At 57.1% G+C, this 21,066-nt stretch carries 15 protein-coding genes; 6 read left to right on the forward strand and 9 right to left on the reverse strand.

Translation table 11 applies throughout. The features are described from left to right. Nucleotides 1-26 precede the first annotated feature (26 nt). Nucleotides 27-1,865, forward strand: a complete 1,839-nt coding sequence (locus tag WCO56_08610) for an alpha-L-arabinofuranosidase C-terminal domain-containing protein (protein ID MEI7729622.1) — start codon at nt 27-29, stop codon at nt 1,863-1,865. A 211-nt stretch (nt 1,866-2,076) separates the two neighbouring features. Here the strand turns inward: WCO56_08610 and WCO56_08615 are convergent, their stop codons facing one another. After that, entirely contained in the window at nt 2,077-3,921 is a 1,845-nt protein-coding gene (locus WCO56_08615) for a serine hydrolase (protein MEI7729623.1), read from the reverse strand. A 164-nt stretch (nt 3,922-4,085) separates the two neighbouring features. Here WCO56_08615 and WCO56_08620 point away from each other — a divergent pair, with 164 nt between their 5' ends. The 5 genes from WCO56_08620 (at nt 4,086) to WCO56_08640 (ending at nt 12,301) form a co-directional block, all read left to right on the forward strand. Further along, on the forward strand, nt 4,086-5,621 hold the full coding sequence (locus WCO56_08620) for a hypothetical protein (GenBank protein MEI7729624.1): 1,536 nt from the start codon (nt 4,086-4,088) through the stop codon (nt 5,619-5,621). Between the two features lie 170 nt (nt 5,622-5,791). Further along, nucleotides 5,792-6,646, forward strand: a complete 855-nt coding sequence (locus tag WCO56_08625) for a DUF559 domain-containing protein (GenBank protein ID MEI7729625.1) — start codon at nt 5,792-5,794, stop codon at nt 6,644-6,646. Between the two features lie 222 nt (nt 6,647-6,868). Continuing rightward, entirely contained in the window at nt 6,869-7,240 is a 372-nt protein-coding gene (locus WCO56_08630) for a pyridoxamine 5'-phosphate oxidase family protein (GenBank protein ID MEI7729626.1), read from the forward strand. Between the two features lie 473 nt (nt 7,241-7,713). Further along, nucleotides 7,714-10,035, forward strand: coding sequence for a YfhO family protein (locus WCO56_08635; protein MEI7729627.1), 2,322 nt, complete (start codon nt 7,714-7,716; stop codon nt 10,033-10,035). After that, on the forward strand, nt 10,019-12,301 hold the full coding sequence (locus tag WCO56_08640; GenBank protein MEI7729628.1) for a YfhO family protein: 2,283 nt from the start codon (nt 10,019-10,021) through the stop codon (nt 12,299-12,301). Before WCO56_08635 ends, WCO56_08640 begins: the two co-directional genes overlap by 17 nt. A 17-nt stretch (nt 12,302-12,318) precedes the next feature. Here WCO56_08640 and pap read toward each other — a convergent pair whose 3' ends face one another. The 8 genes from pap to WCO56_08680 all read right to left on the reverse strand — a co-directional run bounded on the left by pap (nt 12,319) and on the right by WCO56_08680 (nt 20,707). Continuing rightward, nucleotides 12,319-13,800, reverse strand: coding sequence for a polyphosphate:AMP phosphotransferase (gene pap / locus WCO56_08645; protein ID MEI7729629.1), 1,482 nt, complete (start codon nt 13,798-13,800; stop codon nt 12,319-12,321). A 114-nt stretch (nt 13,801-13,914) separates the two neighbouring features. Beyond that, entirely contained in the window at nt 13,915-15,987 is a 2,073-nt protein-coding gene (locus tag WCO56_08650) for a transglutaminase domain-containing protein (protein MEI7729630.1), read from the reverse strand. Between the two features lie 2 nt (nt 15,988-15,989). After that, nucleotides 15,990-17,327, reverse strand: coding sequence for a DUF58 domain-containing protein (locus WCO56_08655; protein MEI7729631.1), 1,338 nt, complete (start codon nt 17,325-17,327; stop codon nt 15,990-15,992). A gap of 33 nt (nt 17,328-17,360) precedes the next feature. Then, nucleotides 17,361-18,311, reverse strand: coding sequence for a MoxR family ATPase (locus WCO56_08660; protein ID MEI7729632.1), 951 nt, complete (start codon nt 18,309-18,311; stop codon nt 17,361-17,363). 80 nt (nt 18,312-18,391) lie between these two features. After that, nucleotides 18,392-19,231: a sugar phosphate nucleotidyltransferase gene (locus WCO56_08665; protein MEI7729633.1), complete on the reverse strand. Its 840-nt coding sequence runs from the start codon at nt 19,229-19,231 to the stop codon at nt 18,392-18,394. Between the two features lie 113 nt (nt 19,232-19,344). Continuing rightward, a complete protein-coding gene (locus tag WCO56_08670; protein MEI7729634.1) occupies nt 19,345-19,644 on the reverse strand; it encodes a hypothetical protein in 300 nt (99 codons plus the stop codon). 367 nt (nt 19,645-20,011) lie between these two features. Continuing rightward, nucleotides 20,012-20,452 carry a type II toxin-antitoxin system VapC family toxin gene (locus tag WCO56_08675; GenBank protein MEI7729635.1) on the reverse strand — a complete coding sequence of 147 codons (441 nt, stop codon included), beginning with the start codon at nt 20,450-20,452 and terminating at the stop codon, nt 20,012-20,014. Beyond that, nucleotides 20,453-20,707, reverse strand: a complete 255-nt coding sequence (locus WCO56_08680; protein ID MEI7729636.1) for a hypothetical protein — start codon at nt 20,705-20,707, stop codon at nt 20,453-20,455. Nucleotides 20,708-21,066 lie beyond the last annotated feature (359 nt).

The following is a 21,066-nucleotide window of genomic DNA, read 5'->3' on the forward strand; positions in this document are numbered from 1 at the left end:
TTTTCAAAAATCGAAGGATAAAACAAATGAAGCAGATTAAAACCCTGATCCTCACCGCGATGCTTTTGGTCGCCGGCAGTGTTTGCGCCGCGCCGGTTTCATTGACCGTTGATCCCGACAGGGTCGTCGGCCACATTGACGAACGGCTCTACGGTCAGTTTCTCGAACACATTTACCATTCCTGTAACGGCGGTCTGTGGGGCGAGGTCGTCTGGAACCGTAGCTTCGAGGAACTGCCACCGGTGAAGAAGGGCGAGAAACGTCGTCCGGATGCGTTTGCCCGACATTGGGAGATCATTGGGGCTGGCCAGGTACGGCTCGACACGAACCAGCCGTTGAACGGCTTGAAAAGCGTGAGAATTACCACTGCCGACGCAGTGGCCGGCGTGGTCCAGAAAAACTATAATTTGCGTGGTGGCGATACGTTTCGCGGCTCGCTCTGGGCGCGTGGTGATGGTGCGCTCACGGTTAAACTCGGCGATGCGGAACAAACCATTCCGTCAGTGACCGCCGAATGGAAGGAATACCCGCTCACACTCTCGCCGAAATCCGGTGACACGCTCCAAATCAGCGCGCGCGGCAGCGTCTGCATTGATCAGGTGAGCCTCATGCCCGACGCCGCGCGGGCGACCGGCGGGTTTCGTCCCGATTTGCTCGATGCTGTTGCGGCATTACGTCCGCCGACGATTCGTTGGCCCGGCGGCAGCTTCGTGGGAGGCTACAAATGGAAGAACGGCATCGGCCCGCAACACCAACGCGTCAGCAAGAAAGGCTGGGACGAACTCGATCCGCTCAGTTTCGGGGTTGATGAGTTCATGGCGCTCTGCCGCAAACTCGGCGCGGAGCCGGTCATCTGCGTGGACATGGGCGTGGACAAACCGGAGCTGGTGCAGGATGCGTGCGACTTCATTGAGTACTGCAATGGGCCGACGACCTCGAAGTGGGGTGCCGTCCGTGCCGCCAACAGCCACGCCGCGCCGTATCGCGTGAAGTACTGGGAGATCGGCAACGAAGTCTGGCGTCTGAAGCCCGAGGAGTACGTCGGCGTCGTCAAACAGTTCGCCCCGGCTATGAAGCAAGCAGACCCGGCGATCCAGCTCATTGCCTGCGGCAGCGGACAGCTCGGCGGACATTGGCGCGAGGGCGATATCGCGGTGATCGAGCAATGCGCGGAACTGGTGGATTACCTCAGCGTTCACCACTACGAAAAACCAGAAAACTTTGCCGACGGCCCGGCTGCCGCCGAACAGTTCTGGCAGACGCTGGCCGCGCGCATCACCCAGTCGAAGAACCCGAAATTGAAAATCTACTTCTCGGAGTGGAACACGCGGAGCAGTATTGACTGGCGCAACGGCCTCTATGCCGGCGGCATCCTGAACGCCCTCGAACGCAACGAAATCATTACGATGGCCTGCCCGGCCCTCTGGCTCCGGCATGTCAGCGCGCCGAATTGGGACAACGCCTTTATCAACTTCGATGCCAGCGGTTGGTTCCCCGCACCGAACTATGTCGTCGTGAAACTCTGGCATGACCACCGCGCGCCGAACCGGCTCGCGCTCGAAGGCGCCCCCGGGCCGCTCAACGTCATTGCCGCCAAGGGCGACGGCCTCACGCTGAAAGCGGTCAATCCCGGCACCAATGCCGTGCCAGTGGCACTGATCGTCAAACCCGGTTTCACCATCGGCAAGGCGGAGTTCATGCTGGTCAATCCGGGCAGCCTCGAAGCCCGCAACTCATTGACTGAGCCAAACCAGATTCATCCCGCACCCGCCGATGTGAAACTGGATGGTCAGACCGTGCGCTTCACGATGCCGCCATTGTCTGCGGGAGTCATCACGCTGAAAGAAAGAAGCAAATTAAACTGATTACATCAATCGCCCTCGCCGCCTTGGTGCTCTCGCCGCTGACTTGGGGCACGACGAAGGAGGAATATCGCGAGGCGGCAGTCGAATGAGGCGGAGTTCTTGAATCTCGCGGGCGATGTGGTGCTGGCCTGTAACAATCGCGCGCACGGCGGTTATCCGCAACGCCGGACGATACGTTGAAGCCGGCGGTACACGATGGGCGCTGAGCCTGTCACTGACGGGCTGGTGGCACGGCTTCTTGAAAAGTCCGGCGCACGTCTGAGGCATCGGAGTTCTTCAAATTGGAGCGCTGGATCATCAACACATAGACCGTCTGCTTAACCGGATCAATCCAGGCCTGCGTCCCGTACGCACCGCCGTGACCGAACGTTCCGGGGGAATGCACCGCCGTAACCCCCTGTGGTTGCCGCACCACGCAGACACCCAAGCCCCAGCCATTGCCATCGGTGAAACCGGTCTTGAGGTCGCCAGTGTGGATGCTGGACATCAGCGTGACCGTCTCCGGCTTAAGGAGTTGGCGACCGTCCAACGTACCCTGCTTTAACAGCATCCGGCAAAACCGGGCGTAATCCGACGCGGTGGAGAACAGCCCGCCATTCGGCGCCGGGTAGCGGTCGCGGAAAGCCGGCGAATAACCGTTGAGAAAAGCGACGGGCACTTCCGTAAGCGTGTCGTTGGTTAACGCATAGGATTTGGCCAGGCGCGGGAGTTGGGCTTCGGTCAGATAGAAGCCGGTGTCTTTCATCCCCAGCGGATCCAGCAGCCGCTTCTGGAGAAATTCAGGGAAGGATTGGCCGGAGACGACTTCCACGATTCGGCCGAGGGAGTTGATGCCGGATTGGCAATACTGCCACTTGGAACCGGGTACAAACGAGAGCGGGCGGCCCGCGTAGAAAGGAATCACGTCCGCCAACGAGCGCGCCGTCTTGTATTGGTCCCGGGTGGCTTCAGGCAGGCCGGAAGTGTGGGTTAGCAGATGGCGCAAGGTGATCCGGGCGGACTGGCCATCGGGGGTCTTGAGGGTGCCGAGTTCGGGAAGATACTTCGCGACCGGATCATCCACGGACAGCTTGCCCTCGTCCTGCAGCATCAGGATCGCGGTGGCAGTCAGGGGCTTGGTCATGGAGGCAATCCAGAATATCGCGTCAGTCGCCATCGGTTTTGCGTCGGCGATGTCGGCCAGACCGGCGGCATCAAAGTGGAGAATTTCCTCCGGCGTGGCGACGAGCGTCACGGCACCGGCGATTTCGTGGCGCGCAATGCTTGCCTGCATCGCTGCGGAGACCGCCGGGATTTTCGATGTCGCCACGAACGGGAGCTTTTTTACCTGAATGTCCTGGAAGCGGATTTTCAGTTCATCGCCGCTGTGTAGTTGCAGGGCAAAATGGCCGGAGCGTCCGACGTTGTGTTTCTGATGGGCCAGGTTATCGAGCACGCCCGCGCCCTGCCAGTCGGTACGCACGATGCCGTTGACCAGCGTGGTGACCCGGGTGCCCCGGCAAATCAGGGTGAGTTCATTCCAACCGTCGTCAGCGTATTTGAAGAGGTGGCGCTGGGGTTCGAGTTCAGGCCTCATGCGGGAGTCCGGCAGACTGGGAAAAATCCAGCGGCGTTCCTCCCGAGTTTCGTCGTAGATCAGCCCTGTACGCCAGGACATGGCCTTGGGCGGGTGAATGTCCACCTGGGGACCGTTCATCCAGCCACCGCTGACCGTGTCGTCGAAGCGGCTGCGGAATTGCAGCCCGCTGTTTCCCGGCGAGTCCGCGTAGGCCTGGAATTTCAGACGCATCTCGAAATCCGCAAACTCCTGTTCGCTGACCAGCCAGACATAGTTGTGATTCTTGCGTCCGATGCTGTCACAGAGAATGGCGCCGCTCTCCACCGACCAGAAAACGGAACCGCGATCCTTTGGCTGGCACTGGACCGTCCAGCCGGTAAGGTCCTTGCCGTTGAAGAGGGACATCCACTCCTCGGCAAATGTGCGCGTGACAGAGATGAACAGGAGGAGAATCCAGGCCAAAGTCAGGGGAACTGTGGCGGCTTTAACGGTATTCAAACGCAAATAGCATTTCATGGTGGGATCATGCTCATAGCAGCCAGGGGCCGTCAAGCGACGATAAGCAGACGACGCGCAGAAGGAGAGGGTATATTTAACACTTTACCAGGTTGAACTTGCTGTGACACTCGTTTATGCTTTATCACCAAAGTAAAATACATCGAATGAAAAGAACTGTCCTGCTAATTCTCTGTGTTCTGGCGCCCGCTTCGGCGGCGGTGTTGTCTGCTGCCACCTACCACGTGGATTCCATCTCCGGCACCGATACCAACGATGGCCGCAGTCCCGCCGCCGCCTGGCGCTCGCTGACCAATGCTAACGCCACCACCTTTCAACCCGGGGATCGGCTGTTGCTTAAGTGCGGCTCGGTCTGGACCGGGCAACTTCACCCGTTGGGTTCCGGCAGCGCCACGCAGCGGATCATCCTCGACAGTTACGGCGAAGGCCCGCAGCCGATCATTCACGGCGGTGGGATCGCCAGCGGAGCTGTCTTCCTCCAAAATCAGCAGTACTGGAGCATTCGCAACCTTGAAGTCTCCAATCAGGGCTCTCCGGCTGCCAAAAAGGTGGGCATCCTGATCCGCAACAACTCGGTCGGCACGCTGTCCGGAATCGAGGTGAAGAACTGCCATATCCACGATGTCGTGGGTGATTTGACCGACTATCGCGATGGCAAGGAAAGCGGCGCCATCGTCTTCTATATTAACGTCGCAAACCTGTCGGTCCCGTCCCGGTGGGATGACATTCGTATTGAGAACAACACCATTCACGATGTCACTCGCAACGGCATCCTGATGCAGTCGCAGTGGATCAACAAAACGAACGATCCGAACTCAAGCTGGCGCGGTCACGGTGTTTACACCACCTCCAGCAACATCATCATTGCCAGTAACCGCCTCGAACGCATTGGCGGCGATGGGATTATCCCTTGGTGCGTGAAAGGCGCGGTGATCGAGCGCAATTTTGTCCGTCAGTCGAACAACAATTCCGTGAAGCAAGGCCACGCCGCCATCTGGCCGTATTTCTGCGAGGACGTGCTTTTCCAATACAATGAGGTGTGCGAGACCAAAACGAAATACGACGGCATGGCCTTCGACTTCGACAACAGCAATCAGCGTTGTATCTACCAATACAACTACAGCCACGATAACGAGGGCGGCTTTCTGAACATGTGTTGCGACGGCAACGCCAACGGAAACATCGCCCGCTACAATATCAGCCAGAACGACGGCTGTCTGGCCGGCAGCCGTGTCTTTCTCGTGCATGGCCACGGCAACCACGGCTATCAGGTTTACAACAACACCATTTATGCCAGAAACGGCAACCCCGTGATGTTCGAACAGGGCGCAGATAGTAGCGGCAGCTCAATCCTTTTTCAAAACAACATCTTCATCAACGCTGGCACAGGGAAATATAAAGCGCCCAAAGGCTGCCAGTTCGAGCGCAACCTCTACTTCGGTTCCGGCCAGCTCACCAACGATGTCAAAAGCATCCTCGCCGATCCACTCTTGGTGGCTCCCGGCAGTGGACAGGCGGGGCTGGATTCGGTCGCAGGATACAAGTTGCTCATCGGTTCCGCCGCGCTCAACGCCGGTGTGCCGATCACCGGCAACGGCGGCATGGATTACTGGGGGAATCCCGTTTCCGCTAAATCCGCGCCCCACCTCGGGGCTTGGAATGGACGCCCAATCACCAAGTGAGCATCAAGGATCGCTTTGCTGCTCGCGCTGTCCCAGTCCTTGTTGTCATTGGCGTCTTTGCAGTCGTTCTCCCGTTTGCTCTGCGTTCTCACACTTTCAAACTCTGCACCCCAACCACATGGCCTGTTTTATCATTGCCAGCCCGCTCCCGTTGGCGTTACCGTGCTTTCATGCTTGAGCGCGCCCAAGCCGTTCCGCTGGATGACCATTGCGATGACCGTCTATTGGTCGCCATCGTAAATCATCCGGGCGACCTTGCTATCGCTCGTGAGCAACATTGGTATCGGATTCCCGTCCAAAGCGCCGAAAAATGGCTGGCCCGTCGTTGGCCGCCGCGTTGGCTGGCGTTCTACCAGACAAAAGTTTTCGGACCTGAATCCTTCGCAATCAACTATTATGCCCGTGTAATTGGCGTCCAGACCGCTTCCCGCAAACAACTCTTCCCCAACGAACCGCCCGGCCCCAAATCACGCCAGTGCTATCTCCAGCTCATCCTTGGCCAGCTCCAAAAACTACCTACCCCAATCCCAAGCAAACGCTGGCGTCGCATCGTCTTTATCTCTACCACCTGGGCCAAGTTTGTCCAGGCCGCCGAAATCAACGATCTCTACGATGAAAGCCCGCTGGAAGACAAACTCTGGACTCAATTAAAACGCCTGAACATTTCCGCCGAACGTCAGGAATTCATAACCGCTAATGGTTCCGATTACGCCCTCGATTTTGCTCTTTACTGTAATGACGGCAAAATTGGCGTTGAAGCCGATGGCGACACATGGCATTCAGATACCAAGCAGATATCTCAGGACAATCTGCGTGACAACGATCTCGAAACCAGCGGCTGGAAACTCCTTCGTTTCAACTCTTTTCAGCTAAATGAGCAGATGACCCAGTACTGCCTCCCAACCATCGTGCAGAACATCAACAAGCTTCGCGGCATCTCCGAAGACCGCTTGGTCCCTCGAGACATCGCTCCCGATCCTTCCGCTCCCTCACAAATGAGCCTCTTCGACGACCAACCGCTCTAACCCGTTTAGGTTTAGGGGTACCAATTAGAGTAATTGTTCCTTTGCTGGGAAATGAGGGTATAATGGGTGCAAATGAAGTTCGTTTCGCATTGACCCGAGGGGCCTTTTTAGGGATGGTCGGCACCATGAAAACCAACTGGCCACCGGAAACCATGAACGAAACGTTCGTTCAACAATACTGTTAGACCACATTCACACCACCAACCAAAGAAGGAATACAGAATGATCCCGGAGAAACTACAGAAAATCATGAAGCAGGACGGAGTGGTTGCAATCGCCACCCTGGGGCCTGATGGGCCTCACATGGTCAACACTTGGAATAGCTATCTCAAAATAGCACAAGATGGACGGCTGTTTATCCCCGCAGGGTATATGCACAAGACGGAGGCCAACATTGCTCACAATCCGAATGTCTTGATTACCTTGGGGAGCAGTAAGGTTGAGGGCCTGCATGGGATGGGGGCCGGTTTCCTGATCAAGGGCAAGGCGAGGTTCGTGATGTCCGGCCCGGATTTTGATTTTATGAAAGAAAAGTTCGGTTGGCTTCGTGCCACCTTGGCCGTTACCATCGAAACGGCTACGCAAACTTGGTGAGCGCAATTGCACGGTTTGAGATCCATGCCGAATGACTGCAACGACACAGCAAACAAGGAAGTGGCTGGCTCGTGTCGCTGTATGCGCGATTCTCCTCATTGCCTTGCCGGTTGGTCCAGCAACCATCATGGTTCTCGCGGTTCCGAATTCGCCATCGTATCCGATTATTATTGCATGGATGCTCGTGAGCCTGATTTTGTGATGGTTCATTATGCGGCGAATCATGGCCCGCGCCTATATTTGCCCGCAATGCGGTGGTTCTGCTGCCCGATTTAAACGAACCGACGGCTTCCTCTATCTTGTCTGCCCGGACTGTGGGCTGCGAGCGAGTTCAAAGTATGTCCGATTCGGCGAAGGATAACGTGATCATAAAAGAGTTTCACCTATCCCATTGATTGCGCCTGCGGTGATTTTTGCATTGCCGTCGGGCCGCAAAAGCGTAACTCTCATGGAACGTGAACCGATTCAGCAACATGTCGTCCAGTCGTCATTACGTGACCGAGGAGTGGCTTACTCCCTGGCGCATGGCCTTGCTGCTCTGGGCGGGGTTGACCGCTGCCTTCCCGGCCGTCATGTGCGGGACGGAGTCGTTCTTTTTCCGGGATTATGGGGTGATGGGGTATCCCCTGATCCATCATCAGCATGAGAGTTTCTGGCGCGGCGAGTGGCCGCTGTGGAATCCGCTGAGCAACTGCGGCGCGCCGTTGCTGGCCCAATGGGGCACCATGAGCCTGTATCCCGGATCGCTAATCTACCTGCTGCTCCCCCTGCCTTGGTCGTTGAGTTTTTTCTGTTTCCTGCACTTGGTGTTGGGCGGCGTTGGCATGTTCCTGCTGGCCCGCCGTTGGACCAAGCACACGTATGCCGCCGGCCTCGCCGGGTGCGCGTTTGTCTTTAACGGCGTCACCTTTTCCTGCCTGCTCTGGCCGAATTATCTTGTGGCGTTGGGCTGGATGCCCTGGGTGGTGCTGACCGCCGAGGAGGCGCTCAAGACGGGCGGACGGCGCATCCTGTGGGCCGGGGTGGTGGCGGCGCTGCAATTGTTAGCCGGGGTGCCAGAACTGGCCGTGCTGACCTGGATGGTTGTGATCGGTCTGGCGACCGTCAACCTGATTAACCGAACGGCGACGATCCGGAGCACCGTCACCCGCCTGGCCGCGAGCATCGGGCTGGCCACCGCACTTACCGCCGCGCAATTGTTGCCGTTCTTTGAATTACTCAGTTATTCGCAACGTGATCCCGGCTTTGCCCTCGAGAAATGGGCGTTGCCGGGCTGGGGTTGGGCCAACCTGATCGTGCCGCTGTTTCATTGCCTCCAAAGTCCGCAGGGAATTTTCTTCCAAACCGACCAGGGCTTCTTCTCCTCGTGCTACCTGGGCATCCTGGCGTTGGTGCTGGCCATCTGGGGCGGGCTGTTTCGGCGCACCGGGCAGGCGCGCCTGCTAGCAGTGCTCACCGTGCTGGCCTTGGTGTTTGCCATGGGCGAGAATGGTTACGTGTATGGCTGGTTGAAGCACGTGGTGCCCAGCCTTGGATTGGCGCGGTATCCCGTCAAGTTCCTGCTGCTGGCCACCTTTACCGTTCCGCTGCTGGCGGCGTTTGCCATTCAGTGGTGGACCGAACTGCCGCCGGAAGAAAACCGCCAGGCGTGGATCATTGCGGGCATCTCCTTGGTCACGGTATTCCTCCTGTCGGTGTTCCTCGTCCAGTTTGCGTATGCGCACCCATTCACCTTTGACCAACCGGATGTGATGAAGGCCAATGGCGCCACCCGGCGCTGGGTGTTGGTCTTCGGCATCGCCATCTTGGTCGCGCTGCGATACGCCAGTGATCCCGTGCGGAAATTCCTGCCGCAATTTGCGCTGCTGGCGCTGCTGTTCCTGGATGTGTTGGTGCATGTCCCCCGCCAAAACCCGTCCCTGCCCGTGGATAAGTTTTATCCCGGAATGTGGGCGCAGGCATTTGGAGCGCCGCCGCTGCCATTCCCCGAGGGGCGGGCGATGATTTCGCCGGTGGCCGATGACACCCTGAATCACAGCACGGTGTCTGATCAGACCCAAAACTGGATCGGTAAACGATTATCGCTCTGGTCGCATCTCAACCTGCTGGAACAGACGCCGAAGGTCAACGGATCCAGCACGCTGCAAATTCGCGAACAGAAGAAGATTGAGGATTTGATTTACAAGCAGCGTATTCCACCTTCCGATGGCTTGATTGATTTCCTGGCCGTGCGGTATCTCACCAAAAAACACACGGTCATCGAATGGACCTGGCACAACGACGCCATGCCACTGATCACGGCGGGGCAAAAGGCGGTCTTCGCCCCGCAGGAGCAAATCCCCAACCTTTTGTTTGCCACCAATTTCAACCCGCGCCGGGTGGTTTACTTTCCGGAATCGCTGCGGGCGGACATTCGGGCCACCAACGAGGCCAACGTCATCATCCACGATGCCACGCTTGGGTTTCACCAAGGGCAAATCACGGTGGAAGCGTCGGCTCCCAGCCTGCTGGTGATCGCGCAATCGTGGTATCCCTGCTGGAAAGCGTACTTGGATGGAAAAACCACGCCGCTGTTGTGCGCCAACTATGCGTTTCAAGCCATCCAGATTCCCATTGGCAAACACCAGATCCAACTGCGCTATGTGGATATCTGGTTTCATGTCGGATTCGCCATCAGCCTGATTACGCTGGCATTGGTTGGCGTGGCGTTGTTTTTCCAGGGGCGCACCCGCAAACCCGTGGCGAACCTGCGGAATCAAACGTCGAAACCATCCCCGCATGACGCCGGTCCGTAATCTGGAGTTCTGGTTGACTCCACGCGGTTTCGCTGGGCTGGCAGCGCTTTTAATTCTAGCGGCTTTCCCGCAAGTTTTGATCAGTGGGGATACGTTCTTCTTTCGTGATTACGCCCTGTTTGGGTATCCCTTGGCGCATTATGACCGCATTTGTTTCTGGCGCGGCGAACTGCCGTTATGGAATCCCTACAATGATTGCGGCATGCCGTATCTGGCACAATGGAACACCATGGTGCTCTACCCGCTCAACCTGGTCTATTATGTCATTCCCGCGGAATGGGGCGTGGGGTTCTTCTGCCTGCTGCATCTCTGGCTGGCGGCAGTGGGTATGCACGCATGCACGCGGTATCTGCTCACTCAGGTTTTCGGTGATGGCGATGCCGACGGATTCCCGGTGAACCTGGCCGCCTCGGTGTCCGGCGTGCTCTTCGCCTTTAATGGGCTCTCCTTGAATTGCCTCATGTGGCCGAACAATATTGCCGCCCTGGGCTGGATGCCTTGGGTGATTCATCTCACCGTTCGCGCTTGGCGGGACGGCGGACGGATCATCCCGCTCGCGGCGCTGCTGGGCGGCCTGCAACTGCTCACGGGCGCTCCCGAATTCATTCTCTTTACCTGGCTGATCATCGGCACGTTATTTGGGGCCGACCTGTTTTCTCGCAAAGTGACAGCCAGAACCATGCTGGTGCGGCTGACGCTGGCGGGCGGTCTGGCAGGCGGCCTGGCGATGGCACAATTGCTTCCCTTCCTCGAACTGCTCCAGCACGCCCAGCGGGGTACGAATTACGGCGACACTTCGTGGGCCATGCCGGGCTGGGGTTGGGCCAATTTCCTCGTGCCGCAATTCTACCTGAGCCCGTGGAATTTCGGCGTGATGATTCAACCCGGCCAATACTGGACATCCTCGTATTATCTGGGGATTCTGACCTGGCTGCTGGCCGGGATTGCCTTGTTGCGATTGAAGGGTATTCACCTTCGTTTGTTGGGACTATTGATTTTTACCACTCTGATCCTTGCGCTGGGCGATGATGGCTGGCTGTATCCGAAGTTACACCGCGTTTTTCCCGCGCTGGGATTTCTCCGGTTCCCGATAAAGTTCGTTGTGCCAGCCATGTTCGCGCTGCCATTGCTGGCCGGAATCGGCACCTGGGCGCTGCTCAAAATACTGCCGAACGAGCGGCGCAAAGCCACCAATCAAATGATCCTAATGGCGGGGTTTCTGCTGACCCTTATCGCCGTGTTGACTTGGTTTGCGATGGCGTTTCCATGGCCGGACAGCCACTGTTTGCATAACAGCATCGAACGGGGAGTCATCCTGATCATTGGATTGCTGTTGTTGTGGCAACTCTGCCGTCAAAGTGCATGGGCTGTTCCCTGTGGTCTGGGCTTGGTGGTACTGGTCTGGGCGGATGCCATGACCCATGTTCCCAACCAGAACCCGACGGTGGCACCCTGGGTGTACACCTTGGACACGCCCACGGAAAAATACGACCGCGAATTGACGCGCCTGTTTGGCAGGATGACCACTGAATTTCATTCCTGGGAATCCGTGCGTCACGATCCCGTGAGTGATGTGACATCCAAATTGCTTGGTTATTACGGGAATCTAAACCTCTTGGACGGCACGGCAAAACTGAATGGAACATTCTCGCTGCACCAACGGGAAATCTACCAGCTCATCCTGGCTGCTCACTTTACCCAGAGCCGTCTGCCTGATCCGCTGGCGGATTTTCTGTCCGTCGCCAGCGCGCCCGAGCCAGGCAAACAATACAGTTTCTTGGTGCGCACCAACTGGCTGCCATTGATTACGGCGGGACAAGCACCGGTATTTCTCGCCGCTTCCAACGCCTCGGAAAAGGTCTTTTCCGATAACCAATTCGATCCACGCCGGGAAATCGTGTTGCCTCTGGAGGCCAAAGGAATTATCACGGTGACCAATGCCACCAAGGCCACGGCAAAGCTGATCACCTACACCCATCATCAGATTGAGTTTGAAGTCAGCGCCGCGCAGCCAGCGCTGGTCGCCATCGCGCAAAGCCATTACCCCGCATGGCACGCCTGGGTGGATGGCCGGGAAACACGGCTGTGGAAAGCCAATTACGCGTTCCAAGCACTGGAGGTGCCGGCGGGAAAACACCGGGTTACCTTACGCTATGTGGATCGAGCCTTCCTTGGAGGCATGGTTGTGAGCATCGTCTCTCTGCTGATCCTCAGCATTTGGTACGCCAAGTTCTCCAGACGGCGCATCCCCGGCGCGACGACCTGAGCCAACCAGCCCATCCCCTACCCGACCGCTTCCTCCAAGCGTTTGCAGAGGGTTTTCAGAATTTCAATGCGCGCGTATTGCTTGTTATTACCGGGTACCAGTGTCCACGGTGCGGATTCTGTGCTTGTGCGAGTGACCATATCATTCGCGGCCAGTTTATAGGCATTGGTCTTTTCACGATTACGCCAATCTTCATCCGTAATCTTGTGCTGCTTATAGGCGATTTGCTGGCGTTCTTTGAAACGTTTAAGTTGCTCCTCCGGGCTGATATGTACCCAGAATTTAACCACCACCATGCCGTGCTCCACCATCTGCGCTTCAAAATCATTAATTTCATTGAACGCGCGCATCCACTCTTCGCTGGTGGCAAATCCTTCCACCCGCTCCACCAGCACCCGCCCGTACCAGGAACGGTCAAAAATGGCAATGCGGCCCGCGTGCGGCAGATGCCGCCAGAAGCGCCACAGGTAATGATGCGCCCGCTCTTCGTCGGTTGGCGCGGCAATGGGCACCACGCGATAAAGTTTGGCGTCAATCGCGCTGGTCACGCGGCGGATGGCCCCGCCCTTACCAGCGGCATCGGAACCCTCAAAAACCACCACTGTGGCCACGTCCTTATTTTGGGCGGCCCACGTGAGTTGATTCAACTGGCCTTGATATTTTTCCAGCTTGTTTTTGTACTCTTTGTCACTCAACACCCGATCCATGGGCAGCCGGTCCAGCACCGTCGCTGTATCCAAACGCTTGGGCACCGGAGGTGCGGTACGCGAGCGGGCGGGCGCGCTGGCGAGTTTGTCCAGCCGTTGCTGGATGGCCTCCAGTAAAACCCGTCCGGTTTCCAGTTCCCGATAGTGCCGGTCCGAGGCGTCAATCACATGCCACGGGGCCTCACCGGTATCCGTCAATTGAATCGCCCGCTCGCTGACCACTGCGAAGTCGTCATACATTTTGTGGAACTTCCAGTCCTGCTTGGTTACCCGCCAACGGGTCAACGGATCATTCTCCAATTTCTTCAGCCGCTTTTTCTGATCTTTCTTGGACAAATGATACCATAATTTCACAATGAGAGCGCCGTCCGCCGCCAGCATCTTCTCAAATGCGGCGATTTGCTGAAGTTCGCGTTCATAATCGCCTTCCTCCGTCTTGCCACTCACTCGCAGCACAATCGGGTCGGTGTACCAGGAACCAAAGAAAATGCCGATCTTGCCGCGGCCGGGAAGCGTGCGCCAGAACCGCCAGTACCGTGGCCGCGCACGTTCTTCGTCAGACTTTGGCCAGAACGCGTTGGTCTCCACCCCGCGCGGGTCCAGCCATTCCGTAAGGGTATTCACCACCTGCGCCTTGCCCGCCCCTTCCACGCCCGCCACCAGGACAATAACTGAGACCGGAGTGGTTTTCAGCGCCAACTGGGCGGCCAACAAGTCGGCGCGCAGTTTAGGTAATGCTTTTTGATACTCCTCTTGGAATACTTTAAGTCCGAGTTCGACAGATTTAAACATAAGTGGCCTTTGTTTCGAGCATCAATATAGCAATTGCGAGGCCGATTGGCGATAAAAAAGTGAGACAAAATCCAGCCGCGAAAACGCGCGCTCCGAAAACCTGGTCTGCTCCGGTTATGTTTTTGGGTTGCGGTCCATGCGCTTTAACCATTCCATCACGCCTTGCCGCAACTGATCGCGCTCCCGCGTGGACAACCCCACCGGGTCGAATCGCAATCGGTAATGCAGTTGCAGCAGAGCGGCATCAAGGTGTCCCTCCGGCGGCAAGTTCTTATCCACCCTGCCAAGCCAGGCACTGAGCGTTTCCCCTGGCAGCAGATTGAGTCCCCGAGCGGCGAGTCTTTCTTCGACCCGGTAAAACTCGGAATCCAATCCCTGCCGTGTCAGTTCGGCTTCCGGTAAGACGTTGGACTTTTGACGCCGCCAGCGTTTCTTCAGCAAGAACCGCGCCGCGAGCAGAATAACCACCGGGATCAACGCCAGACTGAGATATTGTTGCAGCGCCGATTGTCCCCAGCGGACTTTGGAGAATTCAAATACCAAACGATCCCAGCCATCTTTGATTGGCTCCCATAAGGAACGCCGTTCGGCTTCAGCCTGCACCCAAGTGCCGGGGGTGGTATCCAGATCACGCCAAACATGAGCGGCGCGATCATAATAGAGGCACCACGCATGGGCATGACGATCTCGCACCACAAACCGGTTGCCCCCCGCTCCTTCTTGCACGCTGTAACCAGCGGTATAACGCGCCGCCACCCCGGCCTGCCGCAAGAGCAGCACCGTGGCGCTGGCAAAGAATTCGCAATGTCCTTTGCGGGTATCCAGTAAAAATCGGGTCAGGATGGTCTGGTTGGTTTTGACTGGCAGATCCCGTTCTTCCCAAAATCCGTAGTCAAAATACCTGGCAAAGAAACGCTCCAGTTTGCGCACTTTTTGCGTGTCATCGCCTTCCGCCAGTTTCAATTCGGCGACCAGTTGTCGAATGGCTGGCAGTTCTTTTTCCGGCACGCCATAATCCTCGGTTGTCGGGTTGCCATCAAAGGTGGCATCGGCTTGGTATTTGGCATTAAAAATCACCAAGCCTGGCCCCGCGCCCACCCTCACCGTACCTAGCGAATTGGTTTCCATCTGGAACACCGGCAGACGTTCGAGCCGGTGAGTGCCGGTGGGAAGTGACAGCAATCCCTTTCCGTCGTCCAAATAGGTGGCAATCTGCACGGTATTGCTCGCGGGTGCCCGGTGAAACACCCAGGACGTCTCGTTCGTCTCCGCGTAGAGCGCGTCAAAATTCTTTGAAGAGGCCCGCCAATACGGTGCTTGGTAATACTGATAAATCGCCTGGCGCAAGAGCGTGGGGGTCCGTTCTCCCGCCGGAGCCTCCACTCTCAGAACGATGCGCCCTGAGCCTTTTAGGCGGCCAATCTGCCCCATGGCGGTGCGGCTTTCCTTGGGATCAAACCCCTTTGCGCCAAATCCTTGAAGCCACTGCGCCTGAAGGTTGTTGACGATAAAGTACAGTTGGTAAATTCCCTTGTGCCCGGCAAACCCGAGACCGCTGGCCAAAACCACGGCTAACAGCCAAGCCCAAACCGGAGCACGACGCGACCGCATGGGCCAAAGCGCCCAGCCCATCAGCGCGCACAAGCCCAGGTAATACCCCGGTGAGGCTTGGGCGGTCGTACTAGCCGAAACCAGAGTGATGCCAAAATACGGATAGGCCGTATTGAGCCCGCCCGGACTGACGCTGGCAGTAGCTCCTATTTTCGCGGCCCGCCGCCGTAGCACCCAGGAAAAGGTTTTGAAATCAATCTTCTCCCGCTGGCTAAAGGCTTGCGCGGCGGTGAACGGAAAAAAAAGCATCGGCATCCATTGGATCAAGTTGAGGACGGCCTTGGCGGCCTTGTTTATTGCGGTGTTACGTTCGGCGAATGAATTGGCGTTAAAGAAGGTGTTAAACGCGGAGACACCCTCATTGGTGGCCAAGGCATACGCCGCCACCGCAACGAACGCCAGAGTGGTCAAGGTCCATAACTGATTGAATTCCTCGTTGGCAAACTCCCATCGGTGCTTCACCAGCCGCGAACCTTCCAGCACCGCCCCCAACAATAGTCCCACCCACAAAAGACCGGTTTGCCACCCCCAGAAGATCAGCGTCGCGCTAAGTAATAATGGGGGGGTGTTCAGCATATTCAGTTCATTCGCGCCAAACCTTCTGCGACGTGACCGGCTTCCAGTATTTGAACGTGGCCCACCAGCGATCCCAAAGCCGCGCTGTCCGGCTTGGTTCCACCGGCTTCGATCACCAGCATCACCAACACTGGTACTCCCAGATTCTGCAACCGCTCCAACAGCCGCCGCCGGCCTTCATCCCATACCAGCAGCACCGCAATACAACCGCTCACCACCGGGGCGTGTTCCAGCACCAGCGTTTCGAGCGCGGTGAACGGTTGCGTGCGGCAGGCTTGCACCGCCGCCAGGATTTCCAGAATTTGCTCGGTATGCGCCAAGCCACGGCCGGCCGTAAAGCAGTACGCCTCCGTTCCCACAAAGAGCAAGTCCAGCAGGGATTCCTGGGTTAACACCGTGCAGGCAAAGGAGGCGGCCACCGAAACCGCCTCTTCAAACGCCAGGCTGTTGGGACGATCCAGAAACGTATCGAGAATCAACGCGTGGCGCACAAAAAATTCATCTTGAAACTCCTTCACAATCGGTTCGCCGGTTTTGGCCCAACTGCGCCAATGAATATGCCGTAGCGGATCACCCGGACGGTAATCACGCAGGGAAATAAACTCTTCCGATTCCCCCACCGACGAGGCCAACGCCACTCCCCCCTGCTGATATTTCATCGAACCCGGCAGGGGAATGGGCGGCAGCAGGTAGCGTTTGGGAAGTATCAGCACCATGTTGGGCAGCGGTTGCGTGACCAAGGCACGAAACAAACCAAGGGGATCAGGCCGTCCCAGCGTGAGCCCCGTGAACCGGATCACCCCGCGCCGCAACGGCATCAGTTCCATGGCGACCTCAACCACACCGCTGGGGGGCACGTTCGGCAAAGGCTGCTCGCGGATTTTGGCCAGTTGCACAGGCGGTTTGCCAGCGCGCTTGAACACAATGCGGAACGATTTGGTTTCCCGATCCCGCGCTTTGCTTTGGGCGACAAACTCGTCGAAGTTCGGTCGCGGATCGGCCAGTTCCTCCAGTAACCATAGTCCCGACTGCAATTGTCCGGACTCGTTGCGCACCACCACCCGATACGGGAAGGGTTGTCCCACACTCCCAAACCGCGGCAAGACCCGCTCAGCGGTGAAACGCACGCGAAACCAAAAGGCAGCCGCCATGGCCAGCACCATCAAGGAGAGTAACAGGGTAAACGCTTGGTACGCCACTGAACGCTCGACGTTCATACCCATGATCGCCGTCACCACCAAACAGCCCATCATGGCCCAACCTGCCAGGGTGAACCGACGGCGCGCCCAGTACATCAGGGACGATAACGCTCGGTTGGCTCGGTAGAGCAAGCGATACATGGTATTCCATTCCGTTGACCAAGCCCGGCCAGCTTACTTCGGCACGGGAATTTTTTTCAGCACCTCTTCGACGACGCCGCGCGTGGTTTGACCGGAAAAGCGGGCCTGGGGATCCATCACCAACCGATGGGCAATCACCGGTATGGCCATTTCCTGAATTTGTTCCGGACCGACAAATTCCATGCCATCAAACAGCGCCAGCGCCTGGGTCACTTTCATCAGTGCCAGCGAGGCGCGCGGGCTGGCCCCCAGTTGCACTCCGGACACGCTCCGGGTGGCCGCCACCAGATCCACGATGTATTTGCGCAATTCATCGCTGAGCCGCACCGTCTTCACTGCTTCACGCAAAGCCAGCACATCGGCCAGGGTCGCGCACGGTTTCAATGAGTCCATGGGATGCGTGCGGGTTTGATCGGACAAAATCTGCGCCTCTTCCACGGCGCTCACGTACCCCAGGGAAAACTTGGTGGCAAACCGATCCATTTGCGCCTCAGGCAACGGATAGGTGCCGCGAAATTCAACGGGATTCTGCGTGGCAATCACAAAGAACATCTCCGGCAATTTCTTCTGCAACCCTTCCACGCTCACCTGCGCCTCCGCCATGGCTTCCAGCAAAGCCGATTGGGTGCGGGGCGAGGCCCGGTTGATTTCATCCGCCAGCAGGATGTGGGTGAATACCGGGCCCTCATGGAAGCGAAATGACTGGTCTTTTTGATTGTAGATGGAAACCCCAAGAATGTCCGAAGGCAGCAGGTCGGGCGTAAACTGCACCCGTTTGAAGTCAGCATCCATGGAGCGTGCCAAGGCCTTGGCCAGGGTGGTTTTGCCAGTGCCAGGGTAATCCTCCAGCAAGACATGGCCGCCGCCAGCCATGGAAGCAAGCAACTTGCGAATGGCAGCGGTTTGTCCGCGCATCACGTGCCCGATATTGTCCGCGATTTTTTGGAGTGTTCCTCGCGCGTTTACCAAAACCTGAGTTGTCATGCAGTTACGATACGTTTGCCATGGGTAGCCCAGTATTCGGAATCTTTCCCCCATCGGCAACTTGAGGGAGTCTCCGATCGTTACCGCGCTTTTTGCGCCAGTAACTCCACGATGCTGGTCAGCACTTCCTCACGGTCCTTGCCTTCCAGGGACAACGCCAACTGGCCAGTCAATAAACCGTATTTCGCGCCAATGTCGTACCGTCGCCCCTGCACTTCATAAGCCAGATAGCGTTCACGCCCGGCCAATTGCGCGAGGGCAGCGCTTAATTGCACCGCGCCCGACTGGCTCTTGACCGCCGTTCCGAGAATTTCCATGACGGCCGGCGTCAACACATGCATGCCAAAAAAACACAAGTAATGGCCGGCGCGCAAACCCGGGATGATGAGTTTCTGCTCGGCTTCGGTCGGAGTGGGTTTCTCCAGCACGTTGTCCACCTGGTAAAGACGCTGTTGGGCCTGGACCCGTTTACCACCGACTGCGCCATAGTAGGGCAGTTTGCTTTCATGGGTTGCCTGCACGGCCGACACCGCACACTTTTCAGATCGGGCTACTTCCACCAATTGCTGGGCGCAACCTTTTTGAGTGCCGCTGACATAGAGATGATCGCCGACCAGCAGCAGAAACGACTCGTTACCGATCAACGCCTGGGCGCAATGCACCGCGTGACCATAACCAAGTGGCTGCGATTGCTCGATAAAATGCAACCGCTTGGCGTGCGGTCCGGCAGCGGCGGCATAAGCGGCCTGATCCCCCGGACAAATCACCACCCCAATATCCTCAACCCCAGCCCGGAGGATTTCCTCGATGATGATCGCCAGCGCCGTCTTGGAGTGGCCATCGCTATCCACGAGCGTGTGCAATGGGAGGGTGCGTTGCGTTTTGCTCGCGGCGGTGATGATTGCGTGTTTAATTTCCATAATCGTTGTGGGTGGAACCTTAGTCACAATCCGGCCGCCAAGTCAACCGCAGTCCCAACACATTTTGAGTACTGTGCGTTATTCGTCCGCACGCCGATTCCACTTATCCGCAGTTAAGAGGTTTTATCGTCCGCTAAGGCATGCAAGATGTGCTCGCCTAACTTGAACATAAAAATACCAAACGAAATCATGGCCAGCAGCATGAAACCCAGAAACATCCAATCCGCCGGACGGTGAAAAATTTCGTCCATCCAGCGAAACGGCGCTTTGATGATCAGGACAGTGTACAGGCCAAAGGCGCAAACCACGGAGCCAACAATCATCAGCACCACCACCAGGCATTGCCACCCGCGCACCGCCCACCGGGCCATTTGTCGCAACAATCGCATCTGGGTTAATAGTACACTAGCCATATGCTTCGGTCAATCCTGAAAGGATTGCGCCATCGAAGCCCAACGGTTGAATCGGTCAGGGATAAAAGGGCCGATTCTACTTTGGGTTGACCATCCACCGTGACGGGACAACCCTGAAAGTGGTTGCGTCAAGGGCACCGGGGATAATTATGGAGTGCGGTGGCAACTGCCGGGGGAAAAGGGGGCGGCAGACGACACCGCTTTGGATATTCCGAATTCCGAATTCCGAATTCCGCACTCCGCATTCCGAATTCCGCAATGGAGGGTTCCGCATTCCGAAATTATGGGTCGCACGTACTCCAAAATCGGTAACGGCGCTAACGATGAAATACAGTGGCAGAATTCGCCCGCAATCTCGTGAATACTTTCAAGCGGGGAAAAGGGAAAACCCGAGCATTTTGGCGGCGGCGCGCATTCGCTTGTCGGTCGCCACAACTTCGGTTTCGCCTGCGGCTCGCGCTGATGCCAGGTGGAGGGCGTCAAGCGTGCGGAGTGGTATGAGTGGCATTTGCTGATAACAGAGCCGCAAAACCTGCCCGTATTCATTTTCCAAATCCGCGCCCAGTTCGATGATCCTGACTTCACCCGCCGCCACATCGTGCAGCAATTCGCTGTACAGGGTTGGCGCGGTGCCCGGTTGCAGCGTGCCTTCGGCTTCCTTGCGACGAAAGGTGGCCAGCGCTTCGTAAATGGTAATTCGCGAGGTAACCAATCCGCTCGAAGAATTCAGGGTGTACGCTTCAAACGCCGGAGAATCCATCTCCTGCGCGTAAAGTTTTACCAGCGTGGATGTGTCCCAATAGCTCATTCAACCTCGCTCGGAACGCAGATCGTCAAGAATTTGTTCGGTGGTGGGAGTCTGCTTGCCGGTGGCAGTGGTCGCACGTAATCGCGCCAGCTTGGCGAGCCAGGCTTGGCGGTTTGGAGCGGGAGCGGCCGGGGGAAGAGCCGTTAACCGTGCGAGCGGACGCCCATGGTCAATAATAACCACCTCTTCGCCTTGCTGAGCCAAGCCGATGAGCTTAAGCAGATCAGCCTGAGTTTGTTCCAACGTTGCCGTCATGCTTTTATTAAATCATCAGACGGAAAAATGTCAAACCGATAGAAATTGCCCTCTGACCAGGCAACCATGAAAGTGGTTGCGGCAAGGGCACCGGGGATAATTATGGAGTGCGGTGGCAACTGCCGAGGAAAAAGGGGCGACAGGCGACACCGCTTTGGATATTCCGCATTCCGCATTCCGCATTCCGCAATTATTGGCCCCTCCTTGCCGCACGCACTCCAAAATCGGTGACGGCGCGAATTACAGATTGTGTGTTGTTATAGTCGAACCCTGTTTTTGACCTCCGGAAAGGCGTCCAATAAATCCAATGCATCCTGAAGGGATGAATGTATTAACTGCATTTTACCGCATTTTTTTAG

The sequence above is a fragment of the Verrucomicrobiota bacterium genome, assembly GCA_037139415.1.
Lineage (GTDB): Bacteria > Verrucomicrobiota > Verrucomicrobiia > Limisphaerales > Fontisphaeraceae > JBAXGN01.